The sequence below is a fragment of the Clostridium sp. OS1-26 genome, from assembly GCF_030915445.1.
Classification (GTDB): domain Bacteria; phylum Bacillota; class Clostridia; order Clostridiales; family Clostridiaceae; genus Clostridium_AM.
The window spans coordinates 4243082-4257634 of record NZ_CP133264.1; the positions used below are offsets into that span (position 1 = coordinate 4243082).

General features: G+C 31.5%; 13 protein-coding genes and 2 pseudogenes. 11 read left to right on the forward strand and 4 right to left on the reverse strand.

The window, feature by feature from the left end; all coding sequences use genetic code 11:
- The first annotated feature begins 176 nt into the window (after positions 1-176).
- The 8 genes from RCG18_RS21005 to RCG18_RS21040 all read left to right on the forward strand — a co-directional run bounded on the left by RCG18_RS21005 (position 177) and on the right by RCG18_RS21040 (position 6991).
- Positions 177-1718: an ABC transporter ATP-binding protein gene (locus RCG18_RS21005; protein ID WP_308037964.1), complete on the forward strand. Its 1542-nt coding sequence runs from the start codon at positions 177-179 to the stop codon at positions 1716-1718.
- Complete coding sequence (locus RCG18_RS21010; RefSeq protein WP_308037965.1) at positions 1708-2811, forward strand: ABC transporter permease; 1104 nt, start codon at positions 1708-1710, stop codon at positions 2809-2811. The genes RCG18_RS21005 and RCG18_RS21010 overlap by 11 nt, the downstream gene beginning before the upstream one ends.
- Complete coding sequence (locus RCG18_RS21015) at positions 2804-3730, forward strand: ABC transporter permease (RefSeq protein WP_308037966.1); 927 nt, start codon at positions 2804-2806, stop codon at positions 3728-3730. The genes RCG18_RS21010 and RCG18_RS21015 overlap by 8 nt, the downstream gene beginning before the upstream one ends.
- A gap of 187 nt (positions 3731-3917) precedes the next feature.
- Entirely contained in the window at positions 3918-4064 is a 147-nt protein-coding gene (locus tag RCG18_RS21020; protein ID WP_308037967.1) for a hypothetical protein, read from the forward strand.
- A 306-nt stretch (positions 4065-4370) separates the two neighbouring features.
- Positions 4371-4808, forward strand: coding sequence for a hypothetical protein (locus RCG18_RS21025; protein WP_308037968.1), 438 nt, complete (start codon positions 4371-4373; stop codon positions 4806-4808).
- 364 nt (positions 4809-5172) lie between these two features.
- Complete coding sequence (locus RCG18_RS21030) at positions 5173-5664, forward strand: hypothetical protein (RefSeq protein ID WP_308037969.1); 492 nt, start codon at positions 5173-5175, stop codon at positions 5662-5664.
- Between the two features lie 513 nt (positions 5665-6177).
- Positions 6178-6828, forward strand: a complete 651-nt coding sequence (locus RCG18_RS21035; RefSeq protein WP_308037970.1) for a peptidoglycan-binding protein — start codon at positions 6178-6180, stop codon at positions 6826-6828.
- A 13-nt stretch (positions 6829-6841) separates the two neighbouring features.
- Positions 6842-6991 carry a hypothetical protein gene (locus RCG18_RS21040; RefSeq protein ID WP_308037971.1) on the forward strand — a complete coding sequence of 50 codons (150 nt, stop codon included), beginning with the start codon at positions 6842-6844 and terminating at the stop codon, positions 6989-6991.
- Between the two features lie 8 nt (positions 6992-6999).
- Here RCG18_RS21040 and RCG18_RS21045 read toward each other — a convergent pair.
- Positions 7000-7149, reverse strand: a pseudogene (locus tag RCG18_RS21045) (VOC family protein); the annotation flags it as partial.
- Positions 7150-7408: 259 nt separating this feature from the next.
- Between RCG18_RS21045 and RCG18_RS21050 the strand changes: the two are divergent.
- Positions 7409-7495 (forward strand): annotated as a pseudogene (locus RCG18_RS21050) (SHOCT domain-containing protein); the annotation flags it as partial.
- 258 nt (positions 7496-7753) lie between these two features.
- On the opposite strand, the gene RCG18_RS21055 reads toward RCG18_RS21050, so the two are convergent.
- Positions 7754-8809, reverse strand: coding sequence for an SGNH/GDSL hydrolase family protein (locus RCG18_RS21055; protein WP_308037972.1), 1056 nt, complete (start codon positions 8807-8809; stop codon positions 7754-7756).
- 11 nt (positions 8810-8820) lie between these two features.
- Positions 8821-10287, reverse strand: coding sequence for an MBOAT family O-acyltransferase (locus RCG18_RS21060; RefSeq protein ID WP_308037973.1), 1467 nt, complete (start codon positions 10285-10287; stop codon positions 8821-8823).
- A 910-nt stretch (positions 10288-11197) separates the two neighbouring features.
- On the opposite strand from RCG18_RS21060, the gene RCG18_RS21065 reads away from it, so the two are divergent.
- On the forward strand, positions 11198-12121 hold the full coding sequence (locus tag RCG18_RS21065; RefSeq protein ID WP_308037974.1) for an LD-carboxypeptidase: 924 nt from the start codon (positions 11198-11200) through the stop codon (positions 12119-12121).
- A gap of 363 nt (positions 12122-12484) precedes the next feature.
- Here the strand turns inward: RCG18_RS21065 and RCG18_RS21070 are convergent, their stop codons facing one another.
- A complete protein-coding gene (locus tag RCG18_RS21070; RefSeq protein ID WP_308037975.1) occupies positions 12485-12910 on the reverse strand; it encodes a hypothetical protein in 426 nt (141 codons plus the stop codon).
- 299 nt (positions 12911-13209) lie between these two features.
- On the opposite strand from RCG18_RS21070, the gene RCG18_RS21075 reads away from it, so the two are divergent.
- Positions 13210-14433 (forward strand): MFS transporter, encoded by a 1224-nt coding sequence (locus RCG18_RS21075; RefSeq protein WP_308037976.1) that lies wholly within the window; start codon positions 13210-13212, stop codon positions 14431-14433.
- The last annotated feature ends 120 nt before the right edge of the window (positions 14434-14553 follow it).

Sequence of the window (14553 nt, forward strand, 5' to 3'; positions counted from 1 at the left end):
AATAATTATATTAATTAAAAAGTTCTTCTATGGGAAAAATAAAAAAGATATTTTTAATTAATATGATATAAATTTAAATTTAAAAATTAAATCTATTAATAAATTTTATGTGGAAGGAAGGGAGGATACGGCTATTAATCTATTAATTTTTAGTAGATTGTAGCAGTGGGTGCATTATGGAGAAAGTAATAGAGATGAAGGGTATAACCAAAGTTTTTCCCGGAACCATTGCAAATGAAGATGTTGATTTTGATTTGTTAAAGAGTGAAACGCACGTTTTACTTGGAGAAAATGGTGCTGGAAAAACCACACTTATGAATATATTGTATGGTTTATATCAGCCAGAAAAAGGTGAGGTATATGTAAATGGGCAGCTTGCTAAAATAACAAACCCTAACGATGCTATAAAACTTGGCATTGGTATGGTTCACCAACATTTTATGCTTGTAAATAACTTTACTGTAGCAGAAAATATAGTTTTAGGAAGAGAACCTAAAAAAGGACTTAAAATTGATATTAATAAGGCAATAAGAGATGTTGAAGAAATATCTAAAAAATATGGATTTTCTATTGATCCTAAGGCTGTTATAGAAAATATATCAGTAGGTCAACAACAAAAGGTTGAAATATTAAAAGCTTTATACAGAGGTGCTGAAATATTGATACTAGATGAACCTACCGCTGTTTTAACACCTCAAGAAATTGATGAACTTGCAGCTATAATAGAAAACCTTAAAAAAGAAGGAAAATCTGTAATTCTTATAACACACAAATTAAAAGAAGTTATGAAGATGAGTAATAGGGTTACTATAATAAGACGTGGTAAGGTTACAGGAATAGTTAAAACTTCGGAAACCAATATAGATCAATTAGCTGAACTTATGGTAGGAAGAAAGGTTAATTTGGTAGTTGATAAAGAACAAGCAAAGCTAGGTAAAGAGATATTAAGAGTTGAAAATTTATTTGCCAAAGATAGCAGAGGATTAAATGTAGTAGATGGTGTTAGTATTACTGTTAATGCAGGTGAAATAGTAGGTATAGCTGGTGTTGATGGTAATGGACAATCAGAATTCATTGAAACTATAACAGGTCTTAGAAAACCTGAAAGTGGAAAAGTAGTGTTAAGCGGCAAAGATATATATGGAAAAAGCACAAGAGAAATTATAGATAGTGGCTTAGGACATATACCAGAAGATAGACATAAAAGAGGACTTATATTAAAATACTCATTATTTGAAAATGGTATATTGGGGCTTCAGCATAAAAAACCTTTCAGTAAAGGTATAGTAATGAACTATAAAGCTATAAGAGAACACTGTAAAAAACTTATAGAAGAGTTTGATGTTAGAACTCCTAGTGATGAAGTTAATGCTTCAGCATTATCTGGAGGAAATCAACAGAAGTTTATAGCAGCAAGAGAAATATCTAAAAATCCAGAGCTTTTAATTGCATCACAACCTACAAGAGGAGTGGATGTTGGAGCTATAGAATATATACACAAAAGACTTGTACAGGAAAGAGATAATGGTAAAGCAGTACTCCTAGTTTCACTTGAGCTAGACGAAATAATGGCTCTTTCTGATAGAATCGCTGTAATGTATGATGGAAAAGTAGTAGATATTTTAGATAGAAAGGATGCTACGGAACAGAAGTTAGGTATACTTATGGCCGGAGGAAGCTTAAGCGAAGCAAAAAGAGAGGTGAAGGATGTTGAGTAAAGAAAAGACTAATGCAATTAATAACCCTTTAAGTGATTCACTTAAAGCTATCGCTTTCCCTTTATTTTCTATAATTGTTGCTATATTTGTATCAGTATTTTTCGTTATGTGGGCTAAAGGATACGGAATAACAGAATACTTTTCAGCTTTAGGAGATCTTTTCGGCACAATATGGAATGGAAGCTTTGGTGATACAAGAAAAACACTTGAAACAATGGTATATGTAACACCACTTATATTTACAGGTATAGCCAATGCTATAGCATTCAAATGTGGACTATTTAACATAGGAGTTGAAGGTCAGTTTGTAATGGGTATGGTTTCAGCAGCTGTAATAGGTTTAATACCAGGATTAAGTCCTATAGTACACATACCACTTATAATAATAGGAGGTATAATAGCAGGAGCAATTTGGGCTGGTATACCTGGGTATTTAAAAGCCAAAATAGGAACAAACGAAGTTATTAATACAATAATGATGAACTATTTAGGATTGTATTTAGCAAACTATATTATATTAAGATCAAGATTTGCTGTGCAAGGTGAAGCAAATACTCCATTAATACAAAAGAGTGCGGAACTTTTAAGATTTAGCAATATGAGCAGAGCAAACATAGCACTTATAATAGGTATATTAGTTGCAATATTTATTTACTGGTTACTTTGGAAAACAACAGTAGGTTATGAAATAAGAGCCGTTGGAATAAACCCACATGGTGCAGAATACGGCGGAATAAATATATCAAAAAATATAATTTTAGCAATGGTTCTATCTGGAGCTATAGCTGGTGTTGGTGGAGCAACTCATATATCAGGTGTGCTGCATCAAGCACAAGATATGATGGCATTGCCAGGCTTTGGATTTGATGGTATAGCAGTTGCACTTCTTGCGAAGAATAATCCTGTTGCTTGTATACCTTCAGCAATTCTTTTTGGAGCACTTAATAGTTCTTCAAAAATGCTTCAGTTGAATGGAATACCAAAAGAAATAGTTTATTTAATACAATCAATAATAATAATATTTGTTGCAACAGACTATATTGTTAAATACTTCTCAGAGAGAAAGAAAAGGAAGGTGTTAATCAATGGATAGTGTTATGGTAATCGGATTAATAGCTGCAACTTTAAGAACAGCAACACCTTTAATATTTGCAGGTCTTGGAGGAGTTTTCTCTGAGAGATCTGGAGTTGTTAACATAGGTCTTGATGGGATGATGACAATGGGTGCCTTCTTTGCAGTATTCGGAACATATATAACAGGAAACCCAGCAATAGGAGTAGTATTTGCAGTACTGGCAGGTATGGCTATATCCTTAGTACACGCATTTTTAAGTATACATTTAAAAGCGGATCAGGTTATATCTGGTACAGCAATAAACCTTTTTTCATCAGCGTTAGCAAGCTTTCTTATATTTAAAATATTTAAAAAGGGTGGTCAAACAGATATCGTTGCAGCCCTTCCATATAATATACCAGATGCAGTAAAATCTATTCCTGTAATTGGACCGTTACTTGCAGGTATAAACTGGTTTGTTATAATAGCAATAATATTAGTATTTGTAGCTCAGTATGTATTATTTAAAACTCCTTTAGGACTTAGAATAAGATCCGTTGGAGAACACCCAAAAGCAGCAGATACACTAGGAATAAATGTTTATGCTATGAGATATTTATGTGTAATATTATCAGGTGCTTTGGCAGGACTTGGTGGGGCTGCACTTGTTGGAGTAACACCGGTATATAGAGAAGGAATGGTAGCAGGACGTGGATTTATAGCACTAGCAGCTATGATATTTGGTAACTGGAAACCATTTGGTACAATGTGGGCATGTATGTTATTTGCCTTCGGAGGATCCTTCCAAATATTTGCGCAAGGTTTCAGCTGGCACTTACCAACTGAATTCTACTCAAGTATACCATATATACTTACAATGCTTGCTTTAGCAGGTTTTGTAGGAAAAACAACAGCTCCAGCAGCAGATGGTGTACCATACGAAAAGAATAGTAGATAATTTAAATAACTAAGATAAGGCTAGAGTATTAATTCTAGTCTTATTTCTTTGGTTACACTATCTATATATACACCTAACTAAGTGTTTCAATAAATTTCTTTTATCTTCAATTGTTTTATAGCTTTTGAATGTTTCTTTAAAATTTTTAAGTTCTTTAAGATATTCATCTCTATTGAATTTATTAACTATGCCAACATGGAAATTAAATATTTTTGTAGGTGCTATTAAAGCTAGAATGATACAAGAAAACAGAACAGCAGAGGATATTATTACAGAATATACAAAACTTATAGAATCCGAAAAGACAGAAATATTAACGACAATTGCTTCATAGTAGAAAAATTATATTATACGGCACAAAGGCTTAGTTAACTAAGTCTTTTTATTGCGCTTATTTTAAGGATAGATAAGCTTAATAATATCGTAAAAAGTCTGTTTTAGTGCGTAAAATAATTATTTACAACTTTAGAGTACTTTACGATAAAAAAAGCATAGTTAACGATAATAGAGTTGTCTTCTTTGAGTGACTATACTATCATTGGTGCTGTAGATATTTGTAAATTTACAATTTAAGTGATAAAAAAATCTACAAGAACAGTAAATATGATCAATATAAAACACATGATGGGGGAGAAGTAAAATGAAATCGAAAAAATTATTATCAAGTTTAATGGCTCTTTCAATTATTGCTACAAGTAGTGTAGCGTTAGGAACAACAGCTAAAGCTGCAACATTAAATAGTACAAGCACAAAAACTTTAAGTGAACCTTGGGTAGGATATAAGTTAAATGCAGACATTAGTTCTAACGGAGATATTACTTGGTGCGAAGTTACGGCTGCTGATTATTACCAAGTAAAAGTAAACAAAGTACTTTCAAATGGAGCTCTTTCCAGCGTTGGTGGTTATTCAGAAATGCAAGGATTTGACAAAACTTTTCATTTTGTAAAAGAACTTCATCCTAGTGTTGGTACTTATAGAATTCTTGTAAAAGCACAAAAATCTGGTAGTAATGAGGTTATAACATCAGAAACATTTGATTGTTATTATGATGGCAGCAAATTTTATATGAAGGAATAAAGATATTTTTATAAAGAGCCTTACGGCTCTTTATTATTTTAAAATATGTTAGCAATAGAAAAATTATATAACTGTATCAACTGATAAATAATAGCCTAACTTGTGCGAACCCCAAAATCATATATTAATAAAAGTTGCAATGTAAAATATATTATGTTATTACAAAATGTGTTAAATTAATATTTGTTTTACACTTGTGAAATATTTTATTCATAAATAAGTTGTATAATTATTTACAAATGAATACAAATAAGTAAAAAATAAAATAACATTCCATATATCTGTAAAAATAAAAAGTCCTAGCTTTGATATTAAAGTATTTTTGCTTTAGTATATAATTTTTAAAACGAGGGAGAAAATTATTATGAAATCAAAAAAATTATTATCAAGTTTAATGGCTCTTTCAATTATTGCTACAAGTAGTGTAGCATTAGGAACAGGTGTACAAGCAGCACCTGCCAAAACGAACAATGTGGCTACAAGCGATACAAAAATGACAACTTCTTCATCAAACTCAACTTCTATATCAACTTCATCAGTAGCTAGAATTGAATTTATTTCAACTGTTCTAACAAAGACTGGAACGAATACGGCTACTTTCCAATACAGATTATTAGATAAAAATGGTGTTGATATTACTAAAGCGATTCCAGCTTCAGAGATACTTGCAGTTGCATCTGTAAGTTCATCAATAGTTTTAGATCCATTAACAGGAACAGGTACCATAACATTCAACAATGCTTCTAGTACTGTTGACGTAGTTACTATTACATTGGTGGATAGTATAAATGGTATAGCTGGCATTATTAAATATCCTTCACTTAATCTTGAAACACCAGGTGCAAGTGAAAGTTAAAGAATCAGTAAAATTATGATAACTTCAACTGTATTAGGTATCGCTCCTGTTAAACAAGATTAAATTCTAGGAAATGGATATGCAACGTATACAGTATTAGATTAAAATGGAGGAGATATTACAGGATCACAACTTGCTGATAATATAAAATATGTATGTGATGTTGCAACAGTTTCAGCAAGAAATGGTCTAGTTACAGTAGTACCAAATAAAGGCATTGATTTAACAACTCTTAAGTCAGTGATAATAACAGCTATTGATTTAAGTACTGGAGTTTCAACAAGTGCTACATTAACGGTTTGTGCATACTAACAAATTAGTTATTAGTATTGTGATAAAACTTTATACATCGTAACTTTAATGATATTGACATTAAGAAAAACATTTTATTAAAATACCGTATTATTCAGATGAATTTTACGGTATTTTTACGTTGTAATAGAAACATTATACGCCATGAGAGCTCGGAATAATCCAAGCTCTTTTTATTTTACTTAAAACAGGAGGTGTACTTTGGATAAAGAAAATATTTTTAATATAATAGTGGCAAGCATAGGAACTATATTAAGTTGGTGTTTTGGTAGTTGGGAAGTTGGTTTGCAAGTCTTATTTGGTTGCATGATCTTAGATTATGCTATGAGACTTATGTGTGGAACAAAAGTGTATGGACACAAAGAATGGCTTGAAACCTCTTGTCCTGGTACTAACTACCCACTGCAGGATATAAAAGACTCTATTTTATCAGGGCAAATAGTACAATCAAATTATAATTCTGACCTTATAAGATCCGTTCAACATGATTTGCAAAGAGTCAGTTGCCTAGCTGCCGGTGAAGTTAATGCAGATGGAGTTATTGGTCCAAAGACTAAAGCAGCAATAAAACAGTTTAGATATGTGATAGGGGTACCAGACAGTGAAAATATAGATTCTCAGCTCATAGATGCTTTGAATGCAATCACTAAGATGCCGACTATAGGAGAAGGGTGGTCAGCAAATGTAGTTGCCACTAGGTTTATACAATGGTTCATAGGCATTAATCCTAATAATGGTGTATTTAATCCTAATACAGTTCAAAAGGTTAAAGAATGGCAAAAGAGAGAAGGTATTTGGAGTGATCCCGATGGTGTGATAAGACCTAAAGATTGGAGCAAGATTTTAAAATAGGAGATGATAACATATGAAAGAACTACTACAGATTAAAAAGATTATAGCTCTATTACTTACTATAGTGTTTTGTTTTCTTGCTATCGTTGGAAAAGTAACTGCGGAACAGTACTTAACTGTATTTTCTCTTGTAATAGCTTTTTATTTTGGACAATCAACTTGATAATCCTGGCCAAGAGCTAAATCCAACTTATGTGATTTCCATTCTTTTCTATATGTTTTCTTAATGATTTTTAAACCCAAAATGTTAACATAAAAATCCTTAGATTTTTCATAATCTGAACAAATAATAGCTATATGATGAATTTTATTTAATTTCATTAGAATATCCCCTTTATTATTATCAAAATTTAGGCACACTAAGTTAAACACTTGGTTTAATAGTTTTATATGGCTTCTGTAATAATTATTTTATAACTGTATAAACTATAGATACATAAATATCCTCTATTCCACATTGGGATTTTATTATGGCAATAAACAGTCCTACATTCTTTTAATCAAGAGTGTAGGACTTGCTAACTTTACAATATGAAATTCGCATCAGGAAGAGGAGAAAAGTTTTGATGAAAAGCTTAGAAAGCTTAAAGCACTTAAGGACGATGAAATTATAAGCGAAGAGGAATATAAAGTAAAGAGAAAACAAATATTAGATGATAAATGGTAGGCAAGCGAGTAGATTTTACTAAACATTCTTCTTATTTAACGTAACAACTGAAAAAGCGAACAATTTACATGAACACTGTATTATTCAAAATTGAATTTTACGGTGTTTATATGTCTTCGCATTTCCTCAACATTCTTAGGAGTTGATAAATACATTTTCAAAAGGAATTCAGATCTTACAGTATCCTTTTCATTCTCTTTTCCATCTACTTTTTTAATTTCTTTCACCCTTTGGGGTTATTTTATATTTTTTAATAAATTATTTATTTGTCCTATCAGTTATATAAGCTGCCGCCTGAGATTTTTTATAATCTATGTTCCACTGACTATAAGAACTGTCATTTCTATGATCCTTTAAATTATAATTTTGTTTTAAATAGTTTCCCAAATCCTTTGTAACCTTATAGGCCCCCCAGATATTAAGATGCCCTGAATTATGCATATCATTTTTAAAATCAAAATTTATTTCATTCATCTTATCATTATAACTGATAAATGGTATATTATCTTTCTTTGCAATCTCTGCAACCTTGTTGAACATCTTAGCTTGTTGACTGACCCATTCACTTGAAGCGGCATCAGAATTATAGTCAAACGGAGTATTAACTAAAATCAATTTCAAATTATTTTTTTTGCACAAGTCTATAATCTTGTTCAAATAGGCCAGTGATTTTGACGGCAGATTTACCGTACCTGAAACTGTTCTGGATGTTTGACTTGCTGTTGAATCGTCTTTTCCATATCTTTCGGTTCCGGCAATAAATCCTTTCGTATAGTATATTTCGGAGCTATCATAATTGAAATCATTCTCTGTAAGTTGATTCCATCTATAATGATATTTTAAAAATGGTATCAGATACTCCAATCTGTCTTCGAGTGGCGTACAGTTCCATATAGCTTCCAATTTATTCATTGAAAACTTCATGTTGTCAAGTGCATTGCTTAAATAACCTTTTTCGCCATACTCAGCACTTCGAGCCAGATAATATGCATCAAGTACAACAATGGAATTTTTATGCTTCTTTAAAACTTCCTTCAACATGTAATATGTCATGTCCATAGATTGGCCGCCTGAAGCATAGTTGAAACTTGTTATGCCATAATCATGCCACAATACATTGGGATCTATTCCTGCATTCATATGACTTCCCCCCATTAACACCACGTCATACGCATTTCCAGTATGGTTATACAAGCCTTCTATCAACTTACCTCTATGACCTGTTTTCAATATAAATACGGGGGTAATAATAGAAATTATAAATATTAAAATAGCACTAAAAATTGAAACTTTTATAATTATATTTTTAATCACATATGATCCTCCTAAAACTTAGAATATATAAATTGTTGAATATTATAGCCTGAGCCATATACACCGAATATCAATATAATTATTACTGAAGTCAAATACAGAGACCACCTGAATACTGTATTTTGTTTCAACAATTCATCCCTCAAATTTCTTCTTCCTTGCAACAGATCAACGATAAAAACTACACCAAGACTAAGCATTGCAATTAAAAAATTTGATGAATCCAATCCAAGTTTGTATAGAGAGCCATCAACAAATATTGAAGGATTAAAATAAAACATATTCTTAATTAATATTACAGCATTTTTAAAAGAAGTTGCCCTGAAAAACAGCCATGCAAAATCAACCAATATAAAATTAATCAATATCATAGATAATTTATAACCAAAAGAATTCATCCTAATTTTAAATTTTCTTACCAATATATCTCCTACAGGAATAAATAAATTTTCAATTACATAATATATACCATGGAGTGCACCCCATACTATAAATGAAAAACTTGAGCCATGCCACAGGCCACTTACTATAAATACCACCATAACATTAAAATATTTTCTAAGTTTACTACATCTACTTCCCCCCAAAGGAAAATAAAGATAATCCATAAACCAGCTTGTAAGTGACATATGCCATCGCTTCCAAAATTCTCTTATTGATTTTGAAAAATATGGACTTTCAAAATTCTGGGATAGCCTAAAGCCCATAACCTGTGCTGCGCCTATTGCTATATTTGAATACGATGAAAAATCACAATATAGTTGAAAAGCAAAAAATACTGTAGCTATTACTATTACAAATCCTCTGTAATTTGCTGGATTACCATAAACAGTATTTACAATATTTCCTATTCTGTCTGCTACCATCGTTTTTTGGAAATATCCCCATAACATCAAAAGCAACCCGCTTTTCACATTATTGTAGCTAAAATAGTGATTTTCATCTATCTGTTTCATAAAATGTTTTGATTTTTGAATAGGTCCTGAGAGTAGTTGAGGAAAAAATGATACAAACAAAGCATATTTCCAAAAATTTTTTTCTGCTTTAATATCTTTTCTGTAAACATCTATAATGTAGCTCAATGCCTGGAATGTATAGAATGAAATCCCAACAGGAAGCATAAAATCAAATGATGACATATTTACAGCAATGTGAAAATGATAAAAAATACGTGTAATGCTTGTACTAAAAAAAACGTAATATTTAAACATAAAAAGAATTCCCAGGTTACTTGATATACTTAAAAAAACAAGTAATTTTCTTGTTCTTACTTTTTCCGCCTTATTTATCAACAATCCCCCAACATATGTAATTAAAGTGGATGCAATAATTAAAAAGACATATTTTGGATTCCACGTCATATAAAAGTAATAGCTTACTACAAGGAGCCAAATCCAACGTATTCTATTTGGTATAGCATAATAAAGAACAACTACAATAAAGAAAAAAAGTAAAAACTGTGTTGAATTAAATGACAAACTAAAACACCACCTAATTGTTGAATAAATTAAAAATTGTAATTAAAGTACATATATACGTATATTATTACATTTATGTGTCAAATGTGTGTCAATTCAGTACACTAGTCATAATAATTCTGTTATTTCCGGAAATGGGTATAAAAAAATTTGAGGGTGTGAAGTTTTTTCTGTAAATTGTGGTAATATCATCATCTGTGTAACCAGGTGCAAAGTAGGATTACCCCATATAACTTTTTATATTTCCATCTCAGTATAATTTTCACGATAAAAAGGAAATTATAAACAATCAGTGAATATATACATAAACTAATGATACGAGGTGGTTTACATGGGTGAATAATAATCTCAAATCTATATGCATGCGAGAATATATTATGATCAGTTAGCACAAAAAATAATATTTGATTTTAATTCTGAAGCAGGTGATGAAGATATAGTTGAAACTAGCCTGGGGCTTTATATTGTTCTAAAATAAAATTTCTACTATTAATTACGGATGGTGTACCATATGAAAAAGGACAGAGATAATTGAAATAAGGCTAGAATGTGACTTCTAGCCTTATTTTTTATTAACCCCTCAGTATATATGCACTTAACTAAACGCTTTAAAAAGTTTCTTTTATCCTCATTAGTTTCGCAACTATTGAAGATCTTCTTAAAGTTCTTTAATATATTCATCTTTATTAAATTTATTAACGTCCATTAGTAAATTTTCTTTTACAAAGGATATAAGTAATAATGAGTAACTTCATATAATATCATAGTAATAATGAAACGAGGTTTTGGTAGTTTCTTAAGTCTAAACTTCTTGTCCGTGTGGAGGTGATAGATATAAATAGCGACAAGGAGTAGTTTTTGCGGGATTGTAAGATTATATATTATTAAGTTATTTAGAAGGTGAATGAGTATGGCAACGAGACCACCAATTTTACGTGCAGGAGATACAATCGGAATAGTTACTTTAGGGAGTCCGTTATCTGCTGATGTGATTAATGATGGTATACAGACTCTTAAGAATATGGGTTTTAATGTAGTTTTGGGGAAATATGTATATTCTTATAATGGATATATTGCAGCCACAGAACAACAGAGGGCCTTTGATTTGATGGAAATGTTTAAAAACCCTGATGTGAAGGCTATTATTCCCTCAAGAGGTGGAGTAGGTGTTGCAGGTATTATACCATATCTTGACTACTCTGTTATCGCACAGAATCCTAAAATTGTCACAGGGTACAGTGATATAACAATTTTATTAAACATTTTGTATATATGGGCTAACTTAATTACTTTTCATAGTCTTCTTTTAATAGACTTTAGATCGACCACTCCTGCATACAACTTCAATCAGTTTTTTACTGCTACATCTACACTTACCTCACCAAGGGAACTTGAAAATCCTCCTGAAATGCCTCTAATAAGCAAGGTCTCTGGAAATGTAACGGGAGCTATAGTAGGAGGTAATCTTACATCCTTTGTAGATAATCTTGGCACCCCATTTGAAGTTGATACCAGAGGAAAGATACTCTTAATTGAAGAAGTTCATGAGCCTATTAACACAGTCTACAGGTATATAAACCATTTAATATTAGCAGGTAAGTTTAGGGATTGCGCAGGTATTATTATGGGTGAATGCACGAATTGTGAGCCTGCATATGGTAAGTCATATGAAGATTTAATTAATGAAGTTATGATGCCATTGAATAAACCTCTCATGACAAATTTAGCATCAGGACATGGCATATACAAGATGGCTATACCTATAGGTGCTCAAGCTAACCTTAACACTTATAACAATACATTGACAATACTCGAACCAACAGTGAGTATATAAAAAGACCGAACGCAAAGATTGAAAAATTATGCTAGAATAATATCATAGAAATTGTGTCACATGGCAGGGATTATGTGAAAGCTGTGTGGCAACAGTAAAGCACTTGGTTAACTCTAGGTGCTTATTATATTTGAAATGTATAGTTGTTAAGAAGATAAATGCTAGTGCTTATTTATTTTTAAATGTAACATTACAATAAATCAATCATATAATGAAATTGATTAGAATACATTAATTACCTCCAAATTGTAATACTGGCAGAGATGTCAGTACTTATTATTTTTTGAAAATAGTCAAAATAGATATAACTGCAGCCTAGACTGCAGTTATATTTTAAATTATAATTAAAGTTTTGTATTCTCTCTATCTCCCAGGGAAAAATGGTCTCTCATGGAAGAAAAATGGTCTCTCATGGAAGAAGAATGGTCTTTCATGGAAGAAGAATGGTCTCTCATGGAAGAAGAATGGTCTTTCATGGAAGAAGAATGGTCTCTCATGGAAGAAGAATGGTCTTTCATGGAAGAAGAATGGTCTCTCATGGAAAAATGGGCGGCGAGGATCAGGATCATCACATCCACTACTAGGCATCATTTGAGCAGGAGAAACCTGTGTTGGCATCATTTGAGTAGGCATCATTTGATGTCCGTGCATCATAGGACAACAGCACATCATAGGACAGCACATTTTCATGCGAGGGTCATCATCAGGGTCCTCGCGATAGCCAGGGTAAGCTTCATTTGGGTCCTGATTAAGATTTTGTTCAGGATCCAGATTTTCATTTCTATACATTAATAAGCCTCCATAAAATTTTTACACACAGTATATAATATGCAGGATTCAAAATAATGTTACAAAATTTTAAAAAGGAAGCGAGGGGAAATGAAAATATGACAAGTAATAAAAGAACAGCAACCAGATGTACATAAGAAACTAAAATAATTTGAAAGATATATAGGAAAGGGTGTATTATATATAATGTAGTAATTATTATAATACTTTAGCTTACATAGATAGAATCGCCTTTACACTGTTTGGTAGGAGTATTATGGATGGTAGCCATCGGATAAAATAATAATTAAGGTGAAGTTATGAGCGGAGAGAAGGATCAACAAAGAATTTCAAAAAATGCAGCACTATATTTTTATACTATAGCATTTTATTATATATCCTTGGGAGCTTTTAGTATGCTTCAAGGAATATACATAAAAGAGTTAAATTTAGGAGAAAGCTTTCTAGGTTTAATATTAAGTTCAAGAATATTAGCTACAGCGGCATTTTCAATTCCAGCTGCTGTAATTGTTAATCGATGGGGAAAGAAAAAGGCCATACTTCTTGGAGTGTTTTTAGTTCCTGTAACATCAATGCTTCAAGGATATTTTGAAAATAGTTGGCTAATGATAATATTTGCTGTTATACAGGGATGTGCCATGGCCTTTTTAATGGTGGCAGAGGGGCCTTTTTTTATGGAAAATGGAACTCCAAATAACAGGTTAAAACTTTTTAGTTATTCTTTTGCAGATAACGTTTTTGCAACTATGATAGGGTACTTTATTTTTGGACATGTTTCTGAAAAGCTGAATATAGTTATGGGCTCTATAGTTTCTCTAAAATATTCAATAGTTTTCTCTGCTGTGATGGGCCTAATAGCTTGTATATTTGCAGCAATGATTAAAGATAATAAAATAACAACTCAGAAAGCAGAAAGTAATTTTTATAAGAATGCTGTAAGTATTATAAAAGAGAAAGGTCCACTAAAATTTGTTATATATAACTTTATAATAGGTTTTGGCGCAGGTCTTGTAGTGCCATATTTTAATGTATATTTGAAGTACAAAGTAAATGCAAGTACAGATCAAATAGGAATAATTATGTCTTTAGCTCAGGCAGCGATGGGAATAGGGGGACTTATAACACCTATAATGGCACAGAAATATGGAAAGGTTAAGACTATAATAGTCTGTCAAATAGTTTCTGTTCCGTTTTTAATGCTTATAGCAATACCGCCATCATTAATAGTTGTATCACTTGCACTATTTGTCAGGAATGCTTTAATGAATATGTCAGGACCTATAGTAAATAATATGGCTATGGAATTAGTACAAGAACATCAAAGATCTGCTTTCGCAAGTATAAATAATATATCTAGTAATTTGAGCCGAGCATTAAGTGCGGTTATAGCGGGATTTATAATGAAATATTTCACTAACGGATATGAGATACCATACTTTATAACTGCTGTTATGTATGTTGCAGCCACATTATACTTTTATAAGTCTTTTAAGACCTTTGAAACTAAGGCTAAGCAGCTTTAACTTACAGGGAAAAAGCTGAAAGTTAACTCATACAACCGGATATGCTTCCAAGCTTCAGTACGGCAAAAACTTAAAATTAATATAGTAAAAGTATAAACTAGAAGGTGAAAATGTTATATA

Coding starts and splice junctions, on each gene's coding strand:
- RCG18_RS21005 (WP_308037964.1), top strand. CDS start 177: ATGGAGAAAGTAATAGAGATGAAGGGTATAACCAAAGTTTTTCCCGGA.
- RCG18_RS21010 (WP_308037965.1), top strand. CDS start 1,708: ATGTTGAGTAAAGAAAAGACTAATGCAATTAATAACCCTTTAAGTGAT.
- RCG18_RS21015 (WP_308037966.1), top strand. CDS start 2,804: ATGGATAGTGTTATGGTAATCGGATTAATAGCTGCAACTTTAAGAACA.
- RCG18_RS21020 (WP_308037967.1), top strand. CDS start 3,918: ATGCCAACATGGAAATTAAATATTTTTGTAGGTGCTATTAAAGCTAGA.
- RCG18_RS21025 (WP_308037968.1), top strand. CDS start 4,371: ATGAAATCGAAAAAATTATTATCAAGTTTAATGGCTCTTTCAATTATT.
- RCG18_RS21030 (WP_308037969.1), top strand. CDS start 5,173: ATGAAATCAAAAAAATTATTATCAAGTTTAATGGCTCTTTCAATTATT.
- RCG18_RS21040 (WP_308037971.1), top strand. CDS start 6,842: ATGAAAGAACTACTACAGATTAAAAAGATTATAGCTCTATTACTTACT.
- RCG18_RS21065 (WP_308037974.1), top strand. CDS start 11,198: ATGGCAACGAGACCACCAATTTTACGTGCAGGAGATACAATCGGAATA.
- RCG18_RS21070 (WP_308037975.1), bottom strand. CDS start 12,910: ATGTATAGAAATGAAAATCTGGATCCTGAACAAAATCTTAATCAGGAC.
- RCG18_RS21075 (WP_308037976.1), top strand. CDS start 13,210: ATGAGCGGAGAGAAGGATCAACAAAGAATTTCAAAAAATGCAGCACTA.